The organism is Pseudomonas sp. MIS38 (genome assembly GCF_019891575.1).
Taxonomy (GTDB): Bacteria; Pseudomonadota; Gammaproteobacteria; order Pseudomonadales; family Pseudomonadaceae; genus Aquipseudomonas; species Aquipseudomonas putida_A.
Map to the genome: position 1 here is coordinate 1 of NZ_JAFLXF010000015.1, position 21716 is coordinate 21716.

At 59.7% G+C, this 21716-nt stretch carries 17 protein-coding genes and 4 tRNA genes; 12 read left to right on the top strand and 9 right to left on the bottom strand.

The window, feature by feature from the left end; all coding sequences use genetic code 11:
* Positions 1-4 precede the first annotated feature (4 nt).
* The 4 genes from J1G18_RS17405 to J1G18_RS17420 all read left to right on the top strand — a co-directional run bounded on the left by J1G18_RS17405 (position 5) and on the right by J1G18_RS17420 (position 548).
* Positions 5-80 (top strand) — tRNA-Val (locus tag J1G18_RS17405).
* A gap of 19 nt (positions 81-99) precedes the next feature.
* Positions 100-176, top strand: a tRNA-Asp gene (locus tag J1G18_RS17410).
* 200 nt (positions 177-376) lie between these two features.
* Positions 377-452: transfer RNA gene (locus tag J1G18_RS17415), tRNA-Val, on the top strand.
* Between the two features lie 19 nt (positions 453-471).
* Positions 472-548: transfer RNA gene (locus J1G18_RS17420), tRNA-Asp, on the top strand.
* A 218-nt stretch (positions 549-766) separates the two neighbouring features.
* Here the strand turns inward: J1G18_RS17420 and J1G18_RS17425 are convergent.
* Positions 767-1933, bottom strand: a complete 1167-nt coding sequence (locus J1G18_RS17425; RefSeq protein WP_134785806.1) for a catalase family protein — start codon at positions 1931-1933, stop codon at positions 767-769.
* Positions 1930-3738 (bottom strand): di-heme-cytochrome C peroxidase, encoded by a 1809-nt coding sequence (locus J1G18_RS17430; RefSeq protein ID WP_223008140.1) that lies wholly within the window; start codon positions 3736-3738, stop codon positions 1930-1932. The genes J1G18_RS17425 and J1G18_RS17430 overlap by 4 nt, the downstream gene beginning before the upstream one ends.
* A 270-nt stretch (positions 3739-4008) precedes the next feature.
* Here J1G18_RS17430 and J1G18_RS17435 point away from each other — a divergent pair, with 270 nt between their 5' ends.
* The 7 genes from J1G18_RS17435 (at position 4009) to J1G18_RS17465 (ending at position 12140) form a co-directional block, all read left to right on the top strand.
* Positions 4009-4725, top strand: coding sequence for an FKBP-type peptidyl-prolyl cis-trans isomerase (locus J1G18_RS17435; RefSeq protein WP_007966725.1), 717 nt, complete (start codon positions 4009-4011; stop codon positions 4723-4725).
* A gap of 294 nt (positions 4726-5019) precedes the next feature.
* The gene (locus J1G18_RS17440; RefSeq protein WP_027613367.1) at positions 5020-5475 is read left to right on the top strand and encodes a YkvA family protein; all 456 of its coding nucleotides are present in this window, start codon (positions 5020-5022) and stop codon (positions 5473-5475) included.
* Positions 5476-5587: 112 nt separating this feature from the next.
* Positions 5588-5929, top strand: a complete 342-nt coding sequence (locus tag J1G18_RS17445) for a helix-turn-helix domain-containing protein (RefSeq protein WP_223008141.1) — start codon at positions 5588-5590, stop codon at positions 5927-5929.
* The gene (locus J1G18_RS17450; RefSeq protein WP_003223109.1) at positions 5926-6297 is read left to right on the top strand and encodes a hypothetical protein; all 372 of its coding nucleotides are present in this window, start codon (positions 5926-5928) and stop codon (positions 6295-6297) included. The genes J1G18_RS17445 and J1G18_RS17450 overlap by 4 nt, the downstream gene beginning before the upstream one ends.
* Positions 6298-6696 (top strand): sel1 repeat family protein, encoded by a 399-nt coding sequence (locus J1G18_RS17455; protein ID WP_134785808.1) that lies wholly within the window; start codon positions 6298-6300, stop codon positions 6694-6696.
* A gap of 246 nt (positions 6697-6942) precedes the next feature.
* A complete protein-coding gene (locus J1G18_RS17460) occupies positions 6943-11724 on the top strand; it encodes an RHS repeat-associated core domain-containing protein (RefSeq protein ID WP_223008142.1) in 4782 nt (1593 codons plus the stop codon).
* Positions 11724-12140, top strand: coding sequence for a hypothetical protein (locus J1G18_RS17465; protein WP_223008143.1), 417 nt, complete (start codon positions 11724-11726; stop codon positions 12138-12140). Before J1G18_RS17460 ends, J1G18_RS17465 begins: the two co-directional genes overlap by 1 nt.
* A 119-nt stretch (positions 12141-12259) precedes the next feature.
* On the opposite strand, the gene J1G18_RS17470 is transcribed toward J1G18_RS17465, so the two are convergent.
* Both J1G18_RS17470 and J1G18_RS17475 read right to left on the bottom strand, forming a co-directional pair.
* Positions 12260-14050 carry a bifunctional diguanylate cyclase/phosphodiesterase gene (locus tag J1G18_RS17470; protein ID WP_223008144.1) on the bottom strand — a complete coding sequence of 597 codons (1791 nt, stop codon included), beginning with the start codon at positions 14048-14050 and terminating at the stop codon, positions 12260-12262.
* Between the two features lie 133 nt (positions 14051-14183).
* Entirely contained in the window at positions 14184-16268 is a 2085-nt protein-coding gene (locus J1G18_RS17475) for a carboxy terminal-processing peptidase (protein WP_167734107.1), read from the bottom strand.
* Positions 16269-16406: 138 nt separating this feature from the next.
* Between J1G18_RS17475 and J1G18_RS17480 the strand changes: the two genes are divergently transcribed.
* A complete protein-coding gene (locus J1G18_RS17480; RefSeq protein WP_135295269.1) occupies positions 16407-17369 on the top strand; it encodes a zinc-binding dehydrogenase in 963 nt (320 codons plus the stop codon).
* Between the two features lie 117 nt (positions 17370-17486).
* Here the strand turns inward: J1G18_RS17480 and J1G18_RS17485 are convergent, their stop codons facing one another.
* The 5 genes from J1G18_RS17485 to J1G18_RS17505 are packed head-to-tail and all read right to left on the bottom strand — an operon-like array spanning position 17487 to position 21596.
* On the bottom strand, positions 17487-18140 hold the full coding sequence (locus J1G18_RS17485) for an HAD family hydrolase (protein ID WP_223008145.1): 654 nt from the start codon (positions 18138-18140) through the stop codon (positions 17487-17489).
* Positions 18141-18174: 34 nt separating this feature from the next.
* Positions 18175-19164, bottom strand: coding sequence for an ABC transporter ATP-binding protein (locus J1G18_RS17490; RefSeq protein WP_027613359.1), 990 nt, complete (start codon positions 19162-19164; stop codon positions 18175-18177).
* The gene (locus tag J1G18_RS17495; protein WP_007965346.1) at positions 19161-19961 is read right to left on the bottom strand and encodes an ABC transporter permease; all 801 of its coding nucleotides are present in this window, start codon (positions 19959-19961) and stop codon (positions 19161-19163) included. Before J1G18_RS17495 ends, J1G18_RS17490 begins: the two co-directional genes overlap by 4 nt.
* Complete coding sequence (locus tag J1G18_RS17500; protein ID WP_410477714.1) at positions 19948-20793, bottom strand: ABC transporter permease; 846 nt, start codon at positions 20791-20793, stop codon at positions 19948-19950. Before J1G18_RS17500 ends, J1G18_RS17495 begins: the two co-directional genes overlap by 14 nt.
* On the bottom strand, positions 20790-21596 hold the full coding sequence (locus J1G18_RS17505) for an alkaline phosphatase family protein (RefSeq protein ID WP_223008146.1): 807 nt from the start codon (positions 21594-21596) through the stop codon (positions 20790-20792). Before J1G18_RS17505 ends, J1G18_RS17500 begins: the two co-directional genes overlap by 4 nt.
* Positions 21597-21716: the final 120 nt, after the last annotated feature.

Sequence of the window (21716 nt, forward strand, 5' to 3'; positions counted from 1 at the left end):
CGAAGGGTGATTAGCTCAGCTGGGAGAGCGTCTGCCTTACAAGCAGAATGTCGGCGGTTCGATCCCGTCATCACCCACCATTCGTTTCAAGTGTTTAGCGCAGCGGTAGTTCAGTCGGTTAGAATACCGGCCTGTCACGCCGGGGGTCGCGGGTTCGAGTCCCGTCCGCTGCGCCATATTCGGTAACCTGGACCACTGAACGCCAGGTCACCACGGAAAAACCCGCTGAAGCGGGTTTTTTTCTGTCTCAAGTTTGTACCTTGTTCCATCGGGTTTGTGTCGTTTCACCGGTTTTCAGATTTTTTTGAAAAAAAACTTCAATTAAATCAACACATTACGAAAACTTGTGGCATAATGCTCCCCGTAACGAAGCGAAGGGTGATTAGCTCAGCTGGGAGAGCGTCTGCCTTACAAGCAGAATGTCGGCGGTTCGATCCCGTCATCACCCACCATTCGTTTCAAGCGTTTCGCGCAGCGGTAGTTCAGTCGGTTAGAATACCGGCCTGTCACGCCGGGGGTCGCGGGTTCGAGTCCCGTCCGCTGCGCCATATTCGGTCACCTGGACCCACTGAACGCCAGGTCACCACAGAAAGCCCGCCTAGTGCGGGCTTTTTGCTGTCTGCGATTTGCGAATTTCTGCAATGCCTGTGTGGCGAGGGGATTTATCCCCGATGGCCTGCGCAGCAGGCCGAAAGTCTTCAAGCTGGGGCTGCTTCGCATCCCATCGGGGATAAATCCCCTCACCACAAATCATCTCCTCGTCTTCTCACTGTTCGGCATTGCGACTGTGCCGATAATCGCTCACCGCCTCATACACCGCTTTGCGCAAGCGGTTGATCCCGCCAATCGGTCGGTGCGCCTCGATACCAAACCACGGATTGAACGACAGGTTGTCGCACGCCAGATTCAATGCCGGCGTGTCAAAGTCCTGCGCAGGCAGGGTGATTCGCGCCACACTTTCGAACGGTGAATCCTGCTCGCGCCACTCGATGCTGGTGTCCTCGATTGGCATGTACTTGTTCGCGTCCTGGCGCTGAATCTGCAGCACAAAACACGCTGGCACCCGATCCGTCGACAGTTGCTGGTTCAAGGCGCTGCGCAGGAAATTCGGCAGGTCGTGGTTTTGTGGGGGCAGGGCATACGCCGGGCAATTGTCCGGATCCGGCGCGACTCGAAACTTCACATTTGCCTCCCCGAATTTGTAGGGCGATACCGAAAAGTACGTGGTCGCCGTCGGGCTGTTCGGTGGCGGCGCCAGGGTCGCCAAGGCGATGAACAGGTGGCGGATCTGCCAGTTGCGCGGATCCCAGCCAGGAAAGAACGCCATCATCTTTTTGCCGTCAGCCTGAGCCGCCACATTCTGACGATACTCGGCGACATCGCTGACAAAGAAATTCGGGTGGCTGAACATCACGAAGTTTTGCTCGCGGCGTTGCTGACGGTCGCCGAGCAATGGTTTGCCGGGCACATCGAGCAGTTTGATTGCCATGCCCCGGGCATCGCGGATGCTGTCGAACTGCGGGTAGGCGTTGCCATTGGACAGGCGAATCATCGCCTGCCAGGTTTTGCCTGGTTCGGTGAAAACACCTTGGCGCAGCGCTGGTGTCAGTTCCGGCAGCACCGTCACTTCGGCTTTCACGCAACCATGGGCCTTGGCATGCGCGTCGCGCAGATAACGGGTGCCTTCACGGTGTTGATCGACGATGCGTACGGCGGTCTGGATCACGTCCTGGGTCATCGCCGCTTCACCGGCGGGAACCTGTTCCTGCGCTGACACCGGGCCTCTGTGTTGCCAGACGAACCATGCGCTCGCGATGGCCCAGCCCAGCAGGCCGATAATCAGCAATGTCAGTAGGGCTTTGCCCAGCAGGCGCCCCAGCCACATCCAGACGCGGGCGAACATCGACGGTCTTTTATACGGGTCGATCCTCATGGCAATTGCGCCTCCAGTGGTCCGCCCAGTACTTTCAGGTATTCCAGCAAGGCCCAGCGCTCCTCTGGTTGCAGCAGTCGGCCGATGACCCCACTGCCGCGCTCGCCGGCGCGGAATTCATGACCGCTGTTGTGGTTGCCGCTAATCCGCGTGTCGAACAGGAAACCATTGGTAAAGGCTTCGGTGCGATACCCCAGATGGCGCGGGTCGTATTCGAACGAACCTTTATAGAACGTCGTGGCGCGCTCATCCTGCGGTGACAGCAGTTGATAAAGGCTCGGTACTGAACCGTTGTGCAGAAACGGCGCGGTGGCCCAGATACCGGCCAACGGCCTGGCCTTGTAGGCGACCTTTTCGCGTACGCCGATCGGCAGTCCGAAGCCGTCGAGTTGGGGTTTTTCCTGCGGGGTGACGCCGGCCTCGCGATAGGCGCGGTTCTCGACGAACGCGGTGACGTAGGCCAGGCCCTTGGCCACCGAGAGCTGGCTCAAATCCAGTGGTTCGGTGGGCGTCGGATGCAACTTCACATCCATCTGCTCCAACTCCTTCAGGTCCCATTGCAGCGGCGTCAGGTCGAAACGGTGGTTGGCTATGTTGGTCGCCGCATTCGGATCGGTACCGATTACCTCCACCGGCAGCAGGTGCAAATGCTGCACCCAGCGTTCGCCCTCCTGAGTCTTGCGTGGCACATGGCAACCGGCGCAGTTCTCCTCAAACAGCGCGCGGCCCTTGGCGGCCAGTGGTTTGTCCACCGCACCCAAGACATCTTCCGGCCAGGCGGGTGGTTGCAGGTGTTGCAGGGTTTCTTCGATTTTGTGCAGATCACGCACGCGCACACTCGAGGCATAACGCGCATCGCCCTGCAGCGGCTGGCCGTTGTTGTCGAAGAAATTCAGCGTGGCGCCGACCCCCAGCGCCTCACCGATATTGCGCGCCATCGGTTGCTGCGCCGAGCCGTTCCATTGCACCCAGTCGAACGTCCACATGTCCCACAGTTGCGGGTAGTCCACCGGTGCGTTGGCCTCGCGGTAGTTAGCGGGGGAGATCGCGTCGCCGAAGGTGGCGTTGGCGATGCGGCCGAATGCGTCGGTGCGGCCCGGGCCTTCTTCGGTGGGGTAGAGGCCTCGGTGAGTGTCGTTCCAGGCGACTTTGAGGAAGGTGTTCAGCGATTGCTTGAAGTCTTTGCGCAGTTGCTCGTGGCGTGTCTCGTAGTCATCGCCCAGAACATTTTTGGCGAAACGCTCGAATTTCCATGGGTTGTAGTAAGTCGAGGCCAGACTCGCGACCAAGGCTTGTCCGAAACTGCCACCGCGCAATGTAGGAACGCTGGAAGGCAAGACATGCTGCGCCGAACCACCGTCAATTCGCACGGCCTGGCCTTTGAAGCGCAATTCGCCAGTGTGGCAAGCAGCGCAGGTGATATCGAGATATTGCTCGCTGCCACCGGGATTCGCGTGGCGGGCGAAGCCGACCGGCAGATTGCCGGGGTTGTTCGACGTGGCTTTCTGCTGTGGATCAACCAGAAAACCGAAGCGTGCGAGGTATTCCGGGGACGCGAAACGCTGCTGAGAGAAGGGCAGTTCCAGCGCCTCGAACCATTCATAGCGCAGGCCTTTGACCTGTGTGCCCTGCGGCGTGAAGTAGTAGGTCTGGCGTTCCTCCTCGCTCCACTGCTGCAGGTAATGCACCTGTTGGGCGGGGGTATAGAAGGGCAGTTTCGGGTTGGCGACGTAGTACAGAATCACTGCCAGAGCCAGGCACAGCAGCACAATGATCAGTGCCAGCACACGGTATAAGAGGCGCAAGATAAACATCCTTGTCGAGTTGTTGCCTTGTTATGCCTCAGCTGTTGCAGGTGCGGCAAGTGGCCATTACGCCAACTGTCGTAGGAAGTCTCATCAGCCCTTGTCAGCTTCAGATGACAGAAGCTTCATCGTCCCTTGGCCCGAATGCGTTTTAATCCCTGAACTTATCGGACATTTCCTGCTCTCATGCCGGTAGCCATTGGTCGTGGCGGCCTGATAAGCTCGCGGCTTTACTCGATTGCCCTTTCGGCGCATGAACAAGGAAATAGCATGAAACAGCATCGGTTGGCGGCGGCGGTAGCCCTGGTTAGCCTGGTCCTCGCGGGTTGTGATTCGCAGACCAGCGTAGAGCTGAAAACCCCGGCGCAAAAAGCTTCCTACGGTATCGGCCTGAACATGGGCAAGAGCCTTGCTCAGGAAGGCATGGATGATCTGGACTCCAAAGCGGTAGCCCAGGGCATCGAAGATGCCGTCGGCAAGAAAGAACAGAAGCTGAAAGACGAAGAACTGGTCGAAGCCTTCGCCGCGCTGCAAAAGCGTGCTGAAGAGCGCATGGCCAAGATGAGCGAAGAGTCGGCAGCCGCCGGCAAGAAATTCCTCGAAGAAAACGGCAAGAAGCCTGGTGTCACCACCACCGCTTCCGGTCTGCAGTACGAAGTGGTCAAGAAAGCCGACGGCCCACAGCCCAAGCCTACCGACGTAGTGACCGTTCACTACACCGGCAAGCTGACCAACGGCACCGTGTTCGACAGCTCTGTTGAACGTGGCAGCCCGATCGATCTGCCGGTCAGCGGTGTGATCCCGGGTTGGGTTGAAGGTCTGCAACTGATGCACGTTGGCGAGAAGTACAAACTGTACATCCCTAGCGATCTGGCTTACGGCGCGCAATCGCCAAGCCCGGCAATCCCGGCCAACTCGGTTCTGGTCTTCGACCTGGAACTGCTGGCCATCAAGGATCCAGCCAAAGAAGACGCCGCCGCCAAGTAATCGGCTGTAGCTTCGAAGACAACGCCTCGCTTATGCGGGGCGTTGTTGCATCTGGACGATGCTGGCGGTAAACAGAGCGAACGGATGGCGCTTACCGCAGTCCTAGAGATTGAGGCTGCCAGCGCTAGACGCCCTGAGCCGCCAAGTCAATGAAATATTGGGGTTTTTTATGTGAGTAAAAAACGCCCGATCTGAGCGCGGCCCTTATAAAACGGGGCTTTCAGCGCTGAAATGCAGCTCTGTTCACAAGGTTATCCACAATTTGTGTGGATAACATTTCAACGGGAGAAATAGATGAAAGCGCCGTGGAATTTCGCCCGATTTCTGCCCCTCGCCGGTCGATTGCTGGCGCGTGGGCGTCTGCCGACCCTGTTGTTCGCGGTGGCGAGCAAAGGTGCCGCGCAAGGCAATCGCCTTGGCAAACTCAAGGAAGATCTGCGTTTGCTCCAGGCACTGTGTCTTGCATACTGGCGTGGCGAATACCGAGCGATCAGCCCGAAAGCCATCGTCTCGGTGGTGGCGGGCCTGATGTACTTCCTCAGCCCGGTGGATGCGATTCCGGATTTCATTCCGGTGTTCGGTATGCTCGATGACATCGCCGTTCTGGCCTGGCTGATGAAAACCCTCGACGATGAGCTCAATGCTTTTCGGCTCTGGCGCAACCGCCAGCAGCCGGAAAAACTCGCGGTGGTCGAGCGCCTGCCTGATACCCCCGAGCAACTTCAGCTTCAGGGCCCGAAAAAGCCCTGATTCACTTCGCCTGCAGACAGATAGATACCCCCCGCGACCTTGGCCGCTGTTAGGATTACACTTCTAGGGAAAAGTGCCGACTCGCTAAGTGTTGTTGTCCTACGGGGTAGTCATGGATATTCAGATAATTGCACGCGATGGCGAACCCGAGTATGCGGTTCTGCCATGGGTCCAGTATCAGGCTCTACTGAAAGCAGCAGGCATCAACGAAACACCGCCGCAGCGGGCGCCAGCGCCGGCCGCCGCAACGCCAGACCCGATTCTTCCAGGTCTGGATCAACTACGCAGTTTGCGCGAAGGGAAGGGCATCGCCATTGAGGCGCTGGCCCGCACGGTAGGCATCAGCCCGTCTTATCTGGCCATGATCGAAAGCGGCGAGCGTCAACCTGACGCCGCAATTCGTCGCAGCCTGGCCTGGGAACTGACGGTGCCGGGTTGGAGGGATGAATCGTGAGCGTACGCATCAGTCGTCAACATTGGGACGGATTGCTCGGGGAGCTGGATCAGGCGCGCAGGCAGCGCCATCTGTTGACCTATCGAGCCTTGCTCGAACGTTTGCAACTGCCGACGCCGGCGATGCAGACGCTGACCGCGGCACTTGAGCATCTGGCCGCACTGGACGCCAAGGCCGAACAGCCATTGCGCAGTTCGCTGGTAATCAGTCAGGGGGCCAGCCGCTTGCCACGTACCGGTTTCTTTGAATGTGTCGAGCGTCTTGGACGATTTTCCGGGCCCTCCGATGGCGTCGCGGCTGCCTCCTGGCATGCGTCGGAAGTGGTCAGAGTTTTCGAATACGAGTACCCGGAATCGGCGGAGGCCTGAGTGTTCTTACGACTCAAGGCGTCGGCCAGTTACTGGTTGGCCCGCAGGCTGTTTCACTGGTCATGGTTTGTGCGCCAGCCCAGAGGCTGGCGCTGGCTCGAAGGGCAGTTTGCGCGCATGGCCAATCTTGGCGATGTCGGCGCGCAGAGCTTTTATGGGCACATTCTGACGTTTCGCGGGGTTGGCCTGGGTGCCCGCGAAGAGGGTGTGCGGCTGTTGCGTCTGGCGGCGCTTGCCGGTGATCGCAAAGCGGCTTATCAGGTCGGCGTGATCAGCTTGGCCGGTACGCCGAGCAAAGCGCCGGATCCGGCCGAAGCGGCGCGCTGGTGGACGTTGGCCGCCAAGGCCGGTCACCCGTTGGCCGAGCTCAAACTCAAAGAATTGAGCGCTCGGGATTAAACCCGGTAAATCATTTTGTATCGCTCGATAAACGTGGCGTGAGGGAAACCTCACGCCACGTTTGCGTTTATCGCTATACGTTTTGTAGTAATCAGCCTTTTGCGGATTAGTCCTACAGCAAACACCTACTCGCCTGACTTCTTTCCTGATTGATCCCCCGCAAAGTCCCCGCGCCTAATTTTTGCGCGAGGGAACGCTCATGTTTGACCCGGTTTTTCATTCCACCCCGCATCGTCGCGTGCGCTGATGGAAGCCGTCAGCCGTATCGAGCAGGAACTCGACAGTTTCCCCGACACCCTCAGCCTCTATCGCCAGCAGCTTGAGCATTGGTTCAGCAAAGCGGCCGACCAGGTCAGCCACGCGGCGGACCTGCCGTCGCTGATGGGCATGGAGCGGGTTATCCGCTTCGGTGGTCGCCTCACCGCGGTCAGCACGGGCGACAGTGAGTTTGCCACCGGCGTCGTGCAGTGCCCGAAAAGCGGGGTGCTGGCGATCGAGAGCAAATTCGAGTCGGTGTACGACATTCCGCTGGGCGACATCGTGGTGGATGTGGTCGCGGTGGATGATGGCCAAACCTCCCCCGTCGCACTTGATGCGCAAGGCCGGGGAACATTCACCGGTACGCCAGGCAAGTTCTATCGCGTGCAGGTGCACAGCGACGTTACCCCGGAGCAGATCAAGGCGCTGTTCCAGTCCTACGACGGCTTGACCGGCGAGCTGGATGGCTGGTTGCGCAGCGAGTGGCAGGGGTTCAAGCCGCAGTGGTCGCAGTCGGTGGCGATGGCGGCGGGCAATGGCATGCTCGCCGGGAGCTGGGCGGCGATCGAGGGGGTGTGGGACAGCATCGGCATGCTGTCGGAGATTCTCAAGGATCCAGGCGCATTTGCCGAGCGGCTGGGAAGCGGCGCGGCCGATCTGATTCATCTCGCAGAATCAGCTCCAGATGTCATGCAAAAGCTGCAGTTGCTGGTCAGCGATGAAGCTGCGCTGTGTTTGCTGCTGCGCAGTGCGAGTCTCTGGCTGGAGATGCTGCCGCCCAGCCAGATCGCCGGCAAAACCGCTGAAACGGCGTCGATGATGATCGTGCAGGTGCTGATCGATGTGCTGATCGGCGTTGTGTTGACATTCGTCGGGGCTGGCGCCGGGATCGCTTATCTCACGCTACGCCTGGCGGATCGCGCGGCCCAGTTGCTGTCGGTTGTAAAGCGCCTGGTCAAGGCGATTTTCGGCATCGTCAACACGTTCATCCATTACGTCGACCAGTACAAAACCGTTGCCGCGCGGGGTATTGCCGCCGGCGTGAAAAAGGGGCGCATGCAATTGCGCTGGGATGCGAAGCGCAATGCCGCCCTGAAGAAAAACGAGCACCACGATAACGCTCCCGATCAAGCGAAAAACCCCAACGGCGACAGCGCCGACTGCGCGCCGCTGACCTGCACCAACGGCTGTCCGGTGTCGATGGTCACCGGCGAAGAACTGCTGACCCTGACCGACGGCACGCTCGATGGTTTGCTGCCGTTCGAGTTCACCCGGTTGTACCGCACCAGCGCGGTGGAGGTTGATGTCGGGCTGGGGTTTGGCTGGAGTCATTCGCTGGCGCATCGGCTGGAGTTTGATGGCGAGGCGGTGGTCTGGGTCGATCACGAGAACCGCCGCACGCGGTTTCCGTTGCCCAGCGTTGAGCGCCCGGCGATTCACAACAGCCTGTCGCGGGCGGCGATTTTTCTCGGCGATGAGCCAGAGGAACTGATCCTCGCGCTGGCCGGGGATACAGCGCGGTTTTATCACTTTCGTGCCGGGCGGCTGGTGGCGGTCAGTGATGCGTATGGCAATCGGCTGACGGTGCATCGCGATCATCAACAGCGGGTTTTCCGCTTGGACAATGGCGCGGGTCGGTCGCTGCTTTTGCGCTACGACCGGGCGCATCTGGTCGCGGTTGATTACCAGGTGCTTGAGGCGGATGGCTGGCGCACCGAGCAAACGCTGGTCAGTTATTGCTACGACGCCCGTCAGCGGTTGTTGGCCGCGACCAATGCGGTCGGTGACAGCGAGCGTTACGACTACGACGATCAGCACGTCATCCTGCAGCGGCAACTGACCGGCGGCGCGAGTTTCTTCTGGGAATGGGAACGCTCGGGCAAGGCGGCGCGTTGCGTGCGCCACTGGGCGTCGTTCGCGCAGATGGACACCCGTTACGTCTGGGCCGATGACGGCAGCGTCGCGGTGCACTACGTCGATGGCAGCGAAGAAACTTACGTCCACGATGACAGCGCACGGCTGGTGCGCAAGGTCGCGGCCGATGGCGGTGAGCACCTCAAGGCTTATGACGATCAGGGCCGGCTGATCGCCGAGCAGGATCCGCTGGGCGCGGTCACCGAATACCGTTACGACGACGTCGGACGGCTGATCGCGCTGCTTCCGCCGGACGATGAGCCAACGTCCTACGAGTACCGCAACGGTTTCCTGCACAGCCGTTCTCGCGGCGAGGCGGTGTGGACGTTTCGGCGCAACGCCGAGGGCGATGTCACCGAGGCGGTCGATCCTGACGGCCAGGTCACCCATTACTACTACGACACGCGCGGGCAGTTGCTGTCGATCCGCTATCCGGACACCAGCCGGCACAAGTTGTCGTGGAACGACCTCGGCCAACTGATCGAGGAAACCCTGCCTGACGGTGGAGTACGGCGCTTTTCCTACGACGCGCTGGGGCGACGGACGACCACTTGCGACGAACACGGCGCGATCACCCGCCAGCAGTGGGACGCTGTTGGCCGACTGGTTCAAACGACATTTCCTACAGGCGCCACTCGCGCCTACAGCTATGGCGCTTACGGCCAAGTCACTGCCGAGCGCGACGAACTCGGGCGCATCACCCGCTACGAGTATGACGACGACCTGCATCTGGTCTCGCGCAAGATCAACCCCGACGGCACGCGGGTGCAGTACCGCTACGACCATGCGCAACTGCTGCTGACGGAAATCGAGAACGAGTCCGGGGAAAAGTACCGCCTGGACTACACGCCCACCGGATTGATCCGACAGGAAACCGGCTTCGATGGTCGGCGCACCGCTTACGCCTACGACCGCAACGGGCACCTGCTGGAAAAGACCGAGTTCGGCGATGACGGCTCGACGCTGGTCACCGTCTACGCGCGTGATGCGGCCGGGCGCTTGCTGCTGAAAACCCTGCCCGACGGAGTTGAGGTGGCTTACACCTATGACCGACTGGGCCGTTTGACCGGGGTCGATGACGGTCAAAAGCATCCACTGGCCTTTGAATATGACCGGCAGGACCGGCTGATCACCGAGCATCAGGGCTGGGGCACCCTGCGTTATGTCTACGACGCCTGCGGCCAGCTCAAGCGCCAGCGTCTGCCGGACAACAGCAAGCTCGATTACCACTACGCCAAGGGCGGCGCGCTGACCGCCATCGACCTCAATGGCACGCGGCTGACCAGTCACGTCTACCAGTCCGGTCGCGAACAACAACGCCAGCAAGGCCTGCTGCGCAGCGATTATGCCTACGACGATCAGGGACGTTTACTCGCCCACGCTGTAGGTCATCAGCACGACTCGCTGTATCGCCGGGATTATGCCTACAGCGCCAACGGCAACCTCGAGCACATTGCCGACAGCCGCCACGGCCAGCGCACCTATGGCTATGACGCCCTCGACCGCTTGATCCGCGTCCGTCACTCGCGCGACGAACTGCCGGAATCCTTCGCCCACGACCCGGCCGGCAACCTGCTGATGCAGGATCGTCCCGGCCCGACCCGGATCAAGGGTAATCGCCTGCTGATGCAGGGCGACCGCCATTACGACTACGACGCCTTCGGCAACCTGATCCGCGAACGCCGTGGCCGCGACCAGCAACTCGTCACCGAGTACCGCTACGACTGCCAGCACCGCCTGATCGGCCTGACCCGCGCCGACGGCCAAACCGCGACCTACCAATACGACGCCTTCGGCCGGCGCATTCGCAAAACCGTCGACGGCCAGACCACCGAGTTCTTCTGGCAAGGCGACCACCTCGTCGCCGAAAGCGGCCCTAACCACCACCGCAGCTACGTCTACGAACCCGGCACCTTCCGCCCACTGGCGCTGCTCGACGGCAAAGGTCCGAAAAAGGCCTGCCCGTTCTACTACCAACTCGACCACCTCGGCACCCCGCAGGAACTCACCGACTACAGCGGCGAAATCGTCTGGTCGGCGCAGTACGACGCCTACGGCAAGGTGTCGGCGATCACCCTCGCGGGCGAGGACTACCTGGACCAGCCGCTGCGGTTTCAAGGGCAGTATTTCGATGCGGAGAGTGGGCTGCATTACAACCGGCACCGGTATTACGACCCGAGGTTGGGGCGGTATTTGACGCCGGATCCCATCAAGTTGGCGGGTGGGTTGAATCAGTATCGGTATGTGCCGAATCCGACGGGATGGGTGGATCCGTTGGGGTTGAGTTGCAGTTGTCCGCCAACTAATCCACGTCGCCCGATGCGGTACGAGGCTGGCCGCGTAGTTGTTGAAGAGGGATCTCCTCCGTTGCCAAAGATGACAGCGCAGGAGCGGCGGGCGAGGCTTGATGAGGTGGCTGAGGAGAACGCGAAGCGTCGGGTATATGAATATGAAAATCTTTATGGCATGCACACTGTGAAAAAACATAGTTCGGAAATTTCCGATCCAGCACTTAAGCAACGTGGCATCAATGGAGCAGATCCTCATACAGGTATAGTCCCAAGAGGTGCCAGAGGAAATCTTAGCTCTCAGTTCCATAACTGGCGAATGCATTTGGGGGCGTTGAATAAAGCGATGACGAGGGACAGAAATGGCTTAATAATGCACACAGGCAGAGACCATAATAATATTCCAATAGTTAAGTTGGAGTTGCCCGGTGCAGGTCGTGGATATAGACCGAATAGACGAGACCAGCAAAATCCGACCCTTAATGAGGACTTGAATTGGTTTGAAGTTAAATTTGATCAGATAAATACGCAGAAACCATTCACGGGCTTCCCGGCGGAGGGCAGGTAATGTTGAAGGATCCGTTTTTGAACGAGCCTTTTGAACCGAGCCTGACTTGGTTTATTGGAGTGTTCGATGTTTATGATCGTGAGGAAACGCGAGGCGTAGAGCTTGGTGTTTATAATCCGGATGATCGCGTTGATAGGGAAGCTCTTGTCAGAAAATATTGTTTGGAGTTGCCATATCTCTCGTATAGACATAAATATGTATTATTTGAGTTTCTAGAGGGAGCGCTAAAAAATTCGGATTATGATTTTCAAAGTCCCTTTGAAATCGATGAATGCGAAGCGAATAGCTGGCCACGGGAGGAATGGTATTCGTTAGAAGAACCGCGCAGTTTTTTCCAGAGTGTCTATCAAATAGCACAGGAAGTTTGGAAAGAAGATCTCTCAAGGGCTGCAGGCGAAGATAAAACTACGTGGTGATGTTTTTGAAAATGTGCGCGGAGGCTTTGTTAAATTGGCTCGGGGTTAGTTATGAGCTGTATGGACTGACCCCTTCGCGAGCAAGCCCGCTCCCACAGGGATTTTCGTCGTATGGGGAGTCAGCGTTGGCCAATCAGTTGCGGCAGTTGAAGGTCGGCAGCAGCAATGCTATCAATCACATGCACGCTATACCCCGGAACATTCTTCGCATGATGCTTAGCCTGCGAAGCCATTTCCGCGAGTTGGCTGGCATCCAGTTCTGCGCAGGCCTCGGGTTGCAAGTGGACTACGCCGATCGATAACGAGAGCAACGGAAACTCCTGCCGCACACCCTGGCGATTCGGCGCGATGAAGCAGCCGGCTTCAAGATGCTCAGGGCGATAGAAGCGTCGGCATTGGCTCTGGAAGTCGTCGAGCAGTTGGTTGAGGCGTTTGCGCCAGTCTTCCGGGCCGAGTACCAGCAGGAAGTCGTCGCCGCCGATGTGGCCGACGAAGTCGCGGGACGGGTCGACGCGTTCGTTCAGACATTGCGCCAGGCACAGCAGGACTTCGTCGCCACGGCCGTAGCCGTAGATGTCGTTGAAGGGTTTGAAGCTGTCGATGTCGACGTAGCAGATGATCGATTCGCGGCCCTGTTGCAGCAGGCGGGTCAGGCATTGCTGGATCGGCACGTTGCCGGGTAGCAGGGTCAGCGGGTTGGCGTAGCGCGCCTGCTGGATTTTCAGTTCGGTGATCAGTTTGAGCACGTCGATCACCCGGCCAAGGCCCAGATAACCGCCGTTGAGGGTGATGATGAAATCTTCTTCGATGCGCTGCCGGGCGCGGCTGGTGATCAGGCGGCTGACCTGTTGCAGCGACTGGCTCATTTCCACAGCGAGGAAGTCGTCGTTCATCAGGCGGCTGATTGGCTTGCGGGCGAACAGGTCGGTGGCAAACGGCTTGAGCAAGGCGTCGGACAACGAATGGCGATGGACGATGCCGCACGGCTGGCCCTGTTCGTCGAGCACCGCCAGTGAGTTCAGATTGGCCTGGCGGCGGAAGGCTTCCAGCACCGTGGCGGTCGGTGTGTCACGATGCACCGCCGGTTGCTCGTTGAGCAGGGCGCTGAGGTCGCTGCCTTCGTCGTTCAACGCCACGGTGCTGCTGTCGTGTTTCGGCATCAGGGCCCGGGCATCGCGGGGTGGATGCTCCTGCGGGCGAGCGAGCAGGTAACCCTGCACCAGATCGACGCCCATCTCGGTCAGCACCGCCAGTTCCTCTGGCAACTCGATCCCCTCGGCAATCACCTGTGCCCGTGACGCCTTGGCGATTTGCAGGATCGAGCCGACGAACTCGCGTTTCAACGCATCCTGATGGATGCCGTCGATGAAGTGGCGGTCGATCTTCACGTAATCCGGGCGCAACTCCGACCATAGACGCAAGCTCGAATAGCCGGCACCCAAGTCATCCAGTGCGATGGAAAAGCCCATCGCCCGATAGTGATGCAGGGCAGTTTGCAGCAACTGGAAATCGTCGATTGGCGTCTGTTCGGTGAGTTCGATCACTACTTGGCTGGGTGGAATGCCGAAGTCCTGCAGCAGTTGCAGGGTCCGCCCCGGTTGGTGCGCGGCTTCAAGCAGGGATTCCGGTGAAACGTTGAGGAACAGCTTGCCCGGCAGTTGCTGCTCGTTGAAACGACGGCAGGCAGACTGGCGGCAGGCAATTTCCAGTTCGCTCAAGCGGCCGGCTTGACGCGCCACCGCGAACAGCGCGATAGGCGAATGCAGAGGGCTGTTGGACGGGCCGCGAGTGAGGGCTTCGTAGCCGAGAATGCGACGCTCGGAGAGACAGATGATCGGCTGGAACAGGCTGTGCAAACCGCTTTGAGTCAGGATCGAGCTCAAGGCACTCAGCTGTTCGGTCGTGGTCATGGCAATCTCTGGCGATAAAAAAAGGACTGGGAGCGCTCTTGCTTGAAGAGGCGCTCCCAGTCCTTTATTTCACGACAGAATGATGACTGTTTGATGACGCTCCGGGGAGCGTCACCACTAAATTGCCATCATCTTACTTCTTGGCCACCTGATTGCTCAGCTTCAGGTAATCCAGCAGCACGCGCCCGGTTTCGCTCAGGTAGGCGTCGTCTTCTGGTTTGACCTTGTCCGGCTCAGCCGCAGCCAGCGCGTCTTCATCTTCTTTCTTCAGCTCTTTGAGCGGTTCTTCGCCTTTGGCTTTGCGACGGATGTTTTCCATGGCCAGTTGCTTGGCATCGATGTCCGCATGCTGGGCACGGCGGTCGGCTTCGTTGAGGCTGACGGTTTTTTCTTCCATCAGCTTCTGCGCCAGGGCCAGCTTGTCACGGATGAACACGAACTCGGCATCTTTGGCGCTGCGTGCGTCATGCTCGGACTTGAGCTGCGCCAGGTACGGCTTGAACGGATCGGAGGCCGGCTTGATCGCTGCCTTGATGGTGTCCCACGGCATGGCTTCCGGCAGGGCACTTTCGCCGATTTCCTTGGTGTCGATGATCGACGGGTAGTCGATGTCCGGCAGTACGCCCTGATGCTGGGTGCTCTGCCCGGAAACCCGGTAAAACTTGGCCAGGGTCAGTTTCAGTTCGCCATGGTTCAGCGGCTGAATGGTCTGCACGGTGCCTTTGCCGAAGGTCTGGCCACCGATGATCAATGCGCGATGGTAGTCCTGCATGGCGCCGGCGAAAATCTCCGAAGCCGAGGCGGACAGGCGGTTGACCAACAGTGCCATCGGGCCTTTGTAGAACGCGCCCGGGTTTTCATCTTCCAGTACATCGACGCGGCCATCGGCGTTACGCACGAGGACGGTCGGGCCCTTGTCGATGAACAGGCTGGTCAGCTCGGTGGCTTCCTGCAGGGAGCCGCCGCCGTTGTTGCGCAGGTCGATGACCACGCCGTCGACTTTCTCTTTCTGCAGTTCGGTCAGCAGTTTCTTGACGTCACGGGTGGTGCTCTTGTAGTCCGGATCGCCGGCACGGAACGCCTTGAAGTCGAGGTAGAAGGCCGGGATCTCGATGATGCCGAGCTTGTAGTCCTTGCCGTCCTGTTTCAGGTTCAGCACGGATTTTTTCACCGCCTGGTCTTCAAGCTTCACCGCTTCACGGGTGATCGGCACGATCTTGCTGGTCTGGTCGTTCGGCGCATTGCTGGCCGGAATCACTTCCAGGCGCACCACGGTGCCTTTCGGGCCGCGGATCAGCTTGACCACCTCGTCCAGGCGCCAGCCCACCACGTCGACCATCTCTTTGTTGCCTTGGGCAACGCCGATGATCTTGTCGGCCGGTGCAACCTGCTTGGTCTTGTCGGCCGGGCCTGCCGGCACCAGGCGCACGACTTTCACTTGATCGTTGTCGCTCTGCAACACGGCGCCGATGCCCTCGAGGGACAGGCTCATGTTGATGTCGAAGTTCTCCGCGTTATCCGGCGACAGATAGTTGGTGTGCGGGTCGTAGGACATGGCGAAGGTGTTGATGTACGCCTGGAAGATGTCTTCCGCGCGAGTCTGGTCCAGACGCGCCAACTGGTTCTTGTAGCGCTTGGTCAGGGTTTCCTGGATCTGCTTGGAATCCTTGCCGGCGATCTTCTGCCGCAACACTTCGTCCTTGACGCGTTTGCGCCACAGGTCGTCGAGTTCAGCGGTGGATTTGAGCCAAGGGGCGTCCTTGCGATCGATCAGCAAGGTTTCCTTGGTGGTGAAGTCCATCTTGTCGACGCCCTTGTTCAGCTCCGCAATGGCGAAGTCCAGGCGCGCCTTGACGCGGTCCAGATAGCGCTTGTAGATGGTGAACCCGGCGTTGAGGTCGCCGCTCTTGAGGAAGTCGTCGAACTGGGTCTTCCACTTGTCGAATTCGGCGATGTCGCTGGCCATGAAGTAGCTGCGCGACGGGTCCAGCAGCTTGATGTAGCTGTCGTAGATGATCACCGAGCGCGCATCGTCGAGCGGCGGCTTGCTGTAGTGGTGACGCTTGAGCAACTCGACGACGTTGAGGCTGGCGATCACTTCGTCGCGATCCGGCTGCAACTTGTCCCAGCTGTTGGCTGCGAATGTAGTGCCCGACACCGGCAACAAGCCGATACCGATGAAAAGAGCGAGGGCGGTGCTGGGGAGCAAATGCTTCATGCTGATTCGACGCGGGGACAATTGATAACGCATATTAGGCCGTCTTTGAAGTCGCCGGTTCTACGAGAGCCGGTCGCATAATGCAAAAAGCCCGGCGCTACAGCTTCGGGCTCAGTCCAGACTCACTATGGAGGCACTGTGAAGGCATTGCAAGGCGTTGAAGGTCAAGTGGCATGGCTTGAAGAGCCGAGTCCGGCATGTGATGTAGGACAAGTGCGCATTCGCGTGGCGGCTGCGGGCCTCAATCGCGCCGATTTATTACAGAAAGCCGGGCTTTATCCACCGCCGCCGGGCGCCAGTCAGGTGCTCGGTCTGGAGTGTTCCGGGGTGATCAGCGAAGTCGGCGCCGGCTCGTCCTGGCAGGTCGGCGACCGGGTCTGCGCCTTGCTGGCCGGGGGCGGAATGGCCGAGGAGGTGGTGGTCGACGGACGGCACGTGCTGCCGGTGCCCGAGGGCGTTTCGTTGATCGAGGCCGCGGCATTACCCGAGGTTTATGCAACGGTCTGGCTCAACGTGTTTCAACTGGCGGCGCTGAAACCCGGCGAGAAGGTTCTCCTGCACGCCGGGGCCAGTGGAATTGGTTCAGCCGCCATTCAGCTATGCAAGGCGTTCGGCAATCCCTGTTGGGTCAGCGTCGGGTCGGCTGAGCGATTGGCCTACTGTGAGGCGCTGGGAGCCCAGGGCGGCGTGGTGCGCACCGATGATCTGGAAAGCCTGCGCGACTTCGGGCCGTTTGACGTGATCCTTGATCCGGTCGGCGGCAACTATGCGGCGCTGAACCTCAAGCTGACGGCGCTGGACGGACGCTGGGTACTGATCGGCCTGATGGGCGGACGTGAGGCGAAACTGGACCTGGCACAGATACTGGCCAAGCGCGTGCAGTTGCTCGGTTCGACGTTGCGCAGTCGCGACGATCAGTTCAAGGCCGACCTGTTCAGCGATTTGAGCCAGCATGTGTGGCCGCTGTTTGCCGAAGGGCGGTTGAGTCCGCAACTGGCAAAAGCCTTCCCGGTGAAAGACGCCGAAGCGGCGTTTGCCGAGCTGGCGAGCAACAAAGTTGCCGGCAAACTGGTGCTGGTGGTCGACGAAAGCCTGACCTGAAAACACCGAAAAACCTGTGGGAGCGGGCTTGCTCGCGAAGGCGGTGAATCAGACAAGAATTTATCGACTGACACTCCGCCTTCGCGAGCAAGCCCGCTCCCACAGTTGGATCTATGTTTATTTCCAGAGATGGATCGGCCAGCCTGCTTTTTCGGCATGGTCCAGCAGCACCGGATCCGGATTCACCACATGCGGGAAGTCCACCTTCAGCAGTAATGGCAAATCGTTGCGTGAGTCGGAGTAGAAACTCGCGCCTTCCAGATTCTCTTCCTCGGCATCCAGCCATTCCAGCAGGCGGGTGATCTTGCCTTCGCGGTAGGTCAGCGTGCCGACGGTCTGGCCAGTGTAAACGCCGTGCGCAACGTCCAGTTCGATGCCGAGAATTTCGTCGATGCCCAGGCGCTCGGCGATCGGTTTGACCAGGTGCGTGCCGGAAGCCGAGATCACCAGAATCCGGTCGCCGGCCTTGCGGTGGGCGGCGATGGTTTTGGTCGCGTCGCTGAAGATGATCGGTTCGATGAAGTCTTCCACCCATGGGCCGACCAGGTGTTCGACCTCTTCCGGGGTGCGCCCGATCATCGGTTCGAGGCTGAATTCCATGTACTCTTCCATGCGCAATTTGCCATGGCTGTAGGCGTCCATCAGCTCGTTGTTCTTGCGCATGAACGACTCGGGATCGACCCAGCCCAGGCGCCCCATCTGCTCGCTCCAGAGGGTGGCGCAGTCGCCGTGGATCAGGGTTTCGTCCAGATCAAAAATTGCCAGGGCCATCAGTGCAGTTCTCTCTTCAACGTCAGCAAAGTCATCAGGCTACCTCACACAGGGCCGTCGGATCGATGGAAAGCGCCAGACGCTGACCGTCGGGATGCAGATCCGCCGCCGAGCGGTTGAGCACGTCCACCACCAGTTCCACGCCACGCGCCTCGACTCGATAGCGGATCACGTTACCGAGCAGGCTGTGGCTGCGGATCTGTGCATCGAGTTCGCCATTGAGGCTCAGTTCGATGGCTTCCGGGCGAATCGCGATGCGGTGGTTGATCGGCCGTTGCAACAGCTTCGAGGCGCTGTCGGCGTCAAGCAAGTTGTAGTTGCCGATGAAGCCTGCGGCGAATATGTCCACTGGTGCGGTGTAGAGGGTTTCGGCATCGCCGCTCTGCACGATCTTCCCTTGGTTCATCAGGAAAATCCGGTCGGACATGGTCAGCGCTTCTTCCTGATCGTGGGTGACGAAAATCGTGGTCAGGCCGAGTTCGCGCTGGATCTGCCGGATCTGCTCGCGCAGGTGTTTGCGGATACGCGCATCCAGCGCCGACAGCGGTTCATCAAGCAGTAACAGGCGTGGACGGGTCACCAGCGAGCGGGCGAGGGCCACGCGTTGACACTGGCCGCCGGAGAGCTGATGCGGATAGCGGCTGGCGAAGTCGTTGAGCTCAACCAGTTTCAGCACCTCGGCGACACGCTTGTGGCTGTCGTCCGAGTTGACTTTTTGCATGCGCAGGCCGAAGGCGACGTTCTGTTCGACGGTCATGTTGGGGAACAGCGCGTAGCTCTGGAAGACCATGCCGATCCCGCGTTTCTGCGGACTCAGCGGCACGATGTCGACGCCATCAAGCAGGATCTTGCCGCCATCCACCGGCGTCAGCCCGGCTATGCAGCGCAGCAGCGTGGACTTGCCGCAACCCGATGGGCCGAGGAGGGTGACGAATTCACCCTTGTTGATCTCGCAGTTGATGTCGCTGAACACGGTCGTGCCCGCGTAGTTTTTCTGCAGGTGTTGGACGCTGACATAGCTCATTCGCTTTTGTCCTTGTTCAAGATGTTGGCGATCCAGGTCAGGACCAGCACGAAAAAGAAGTACGAGATCACCAGCGCACTGGTGAAGTGGCCGCTGCTGTTGCGCATGTTGTTCAGGTACACCTGCAGGGTTTCGTAGCGCGTGCCGACGAGGATGTTGGCGAACACGAACTCACCGAACAGGAACGAGAACGACAGCAGCAACGCGACCATCAGGCCCTTGCGCAGGTTTGGCAGCACCACCAGAAATGCCGCCTGAAAGGTGCTGGCGCCGAGCAGTTGCGCGGCGTCCATCAGGTCGCGCAGGTTGATCGCCTGCAGGTTGTTGGTGATCGCCCGGTACATGAACGGTAGCGCCACGGTGAAGTAGCAACCGATCAGAATCCACGGTGTGCCGACCATCGCCAGCGGCCCGGAACCGTACAGTTGCAACAGACCCACCGACGACACCACCGGCGGCACCGCGAAGGGCAGCAGGATCAGGATGTTCATCAGCGCATCGAGTTTCGGGAAGTGGTAATGCACCACGAACAGCAGCGGCAGGATCAGCACCACTGACAGCACCAGCGCACCGACGCACACCAGCAGCGACTGGCCGAAGGCGTGCAGGAAGCGCGGATCGCTCCACAACTGGAGGTACCACTTGAAGGTGAAACCGCTGGGCAGGATGGTCGCCGACCAACTGCTGGCAATCGAGTAGATCAGCGTGCCCACCAGCGGCAGCAGCAGAATCGCGAACAGCAGATAAACCACGACGCGGTGGTAGACGCCGGCCGGGCCGGATTCAGCGCGAGACATGGTAGCTCCTCTTCAACAGCAGTTGATGCACAACGGTGACGATGGTCATCAACGCCACCAGCACCACGGCCAGGGCACTGGCGAGATTCGGATCGAGGGAAATATCCCCGGAAACCATTGCCGCGATGCGGATCGGCAGCACGTTGAAGTTGCCGGTGGTCAAGGCGTACACCGTGGCGTAGGCGCCGAGGGCGTTGGCCAGCAGGATCACGAAGGTGCCGAGCAGGGCCGGGGTCAACACCGGCAGGCCGATGTGGCGCCAGAACTGCCAGCCGTTGGCGCCGAGCAGCGCGGCGGATTCGCGCCAGTCTTCACGCAAGGCGTCGAACGCCGGGTACAGCAGCAGCACGCCGAGGGGAATCTGGAAGTAGGTGTAGAGGATGATCAGACCGGTTTTCGAGTACAGGTTGAAGTCCTGAATGATCCCGGCCTGCTTGAGCATGATGGTGATGCTGCCATTGAACCCGAGCAGGATGATGAACGCAAAGGCCAGCGGCACCCCCGCGAAGTTGCTGGTCATGTTGGCGAAGGCATTCACGAAGTTGCGCAGTTTCGAGTCGACCCGGCGCAACGAATACGCACCGAGCACGGCGATGATGATGCCGAATACGCTCGACCAGAAACTGATCTCCAGGCTGTACTGGATCGCCTGCAGATAGAACTTCGAACTGAAGATCTTGCTGAAATTCGCGAAGCCCCAGCCGAACTCCTCCGATTGCAGGCTGTTGATCATCACCCAGACCAGCGGGGCGATTTCGAACACGATATAGAACAGCGCGAACGGCACTAGACACAGGGCCGCCAGCCATTTGCCGCGAGTCATGGCATTCATTTGAGCAGTTCCCGGCACACAGGTTTGTCGTGAGGGACGCCGAGCAGTTCGCAGACGGTGCCGCAGATCTCGGTCTGCTTCGGCGCGGCGTCAGCATTCAGGCTGAAGGCGTTGCCGAGGATAAACAGCGGCACCTGGCGCTCTTCCGGTAGCAAGCCGTTGTGCGAGCGGTCGTTGTTCATGCCGTGATCGGCAGTCACCAGCACCTGATAATCCGCGTCGAGCCAGCCTTGCAGGTAGTCGGCGAGGATGATGTCCGCCGAGCGCGCGCTGTTGCGGTATTGCGCGGAATCGAGGCCGTGCTTGTGGCCGGCGTCGTCGATGTTCATCGGGTGGATCAGCAGGAAGTTCGGCGCATGGCGCAGGCGCAGGTGTTCCGCGTCGGCGAACAGGTGCGAATCCGGGTAGTGATCGTTCCAGTAGAAATGCCCGTGCTGGATCGGTAACGCTGGATCGTCGGTATGACGGTCGCGGGTCGCTAGGAACGGTGAGCGGTTGTACAGCTCGCTGACCCAGTGATAGGCCGCTGCGGCGGTTTTCAGGCCGGCGTCGCGGGCGTAGTGATAGATGCTGCGCTGGTTGGACAGGCGCGCAACGTTGTTGTGGACGATGCCGCTGTCGATCGGCGGCACGCCGGTAAGGATGCATTCGTAAAGCGGTCGGGACAGGGCCGGCAACTCGCACTCCAACTGATAGAGCGCGGCGCGTCCTGCGCCAACGTAAGCCTGCAGATGCCCCATGGCGTGCCGCGCGACCTCGTAATTGAGACCGTCGAGCACGACAAGGATGACGTTGTGCTTCATAGGGGCAAAAACTCCGCGAAAACAGGAAATTTCAGATTCAATCTGGATCCCCTGTGGGAGCGGGCTTGCTCGCGAAGGCGGAGTGTCAGTCAATAGATGCTTGACTGATCCACCGCATTC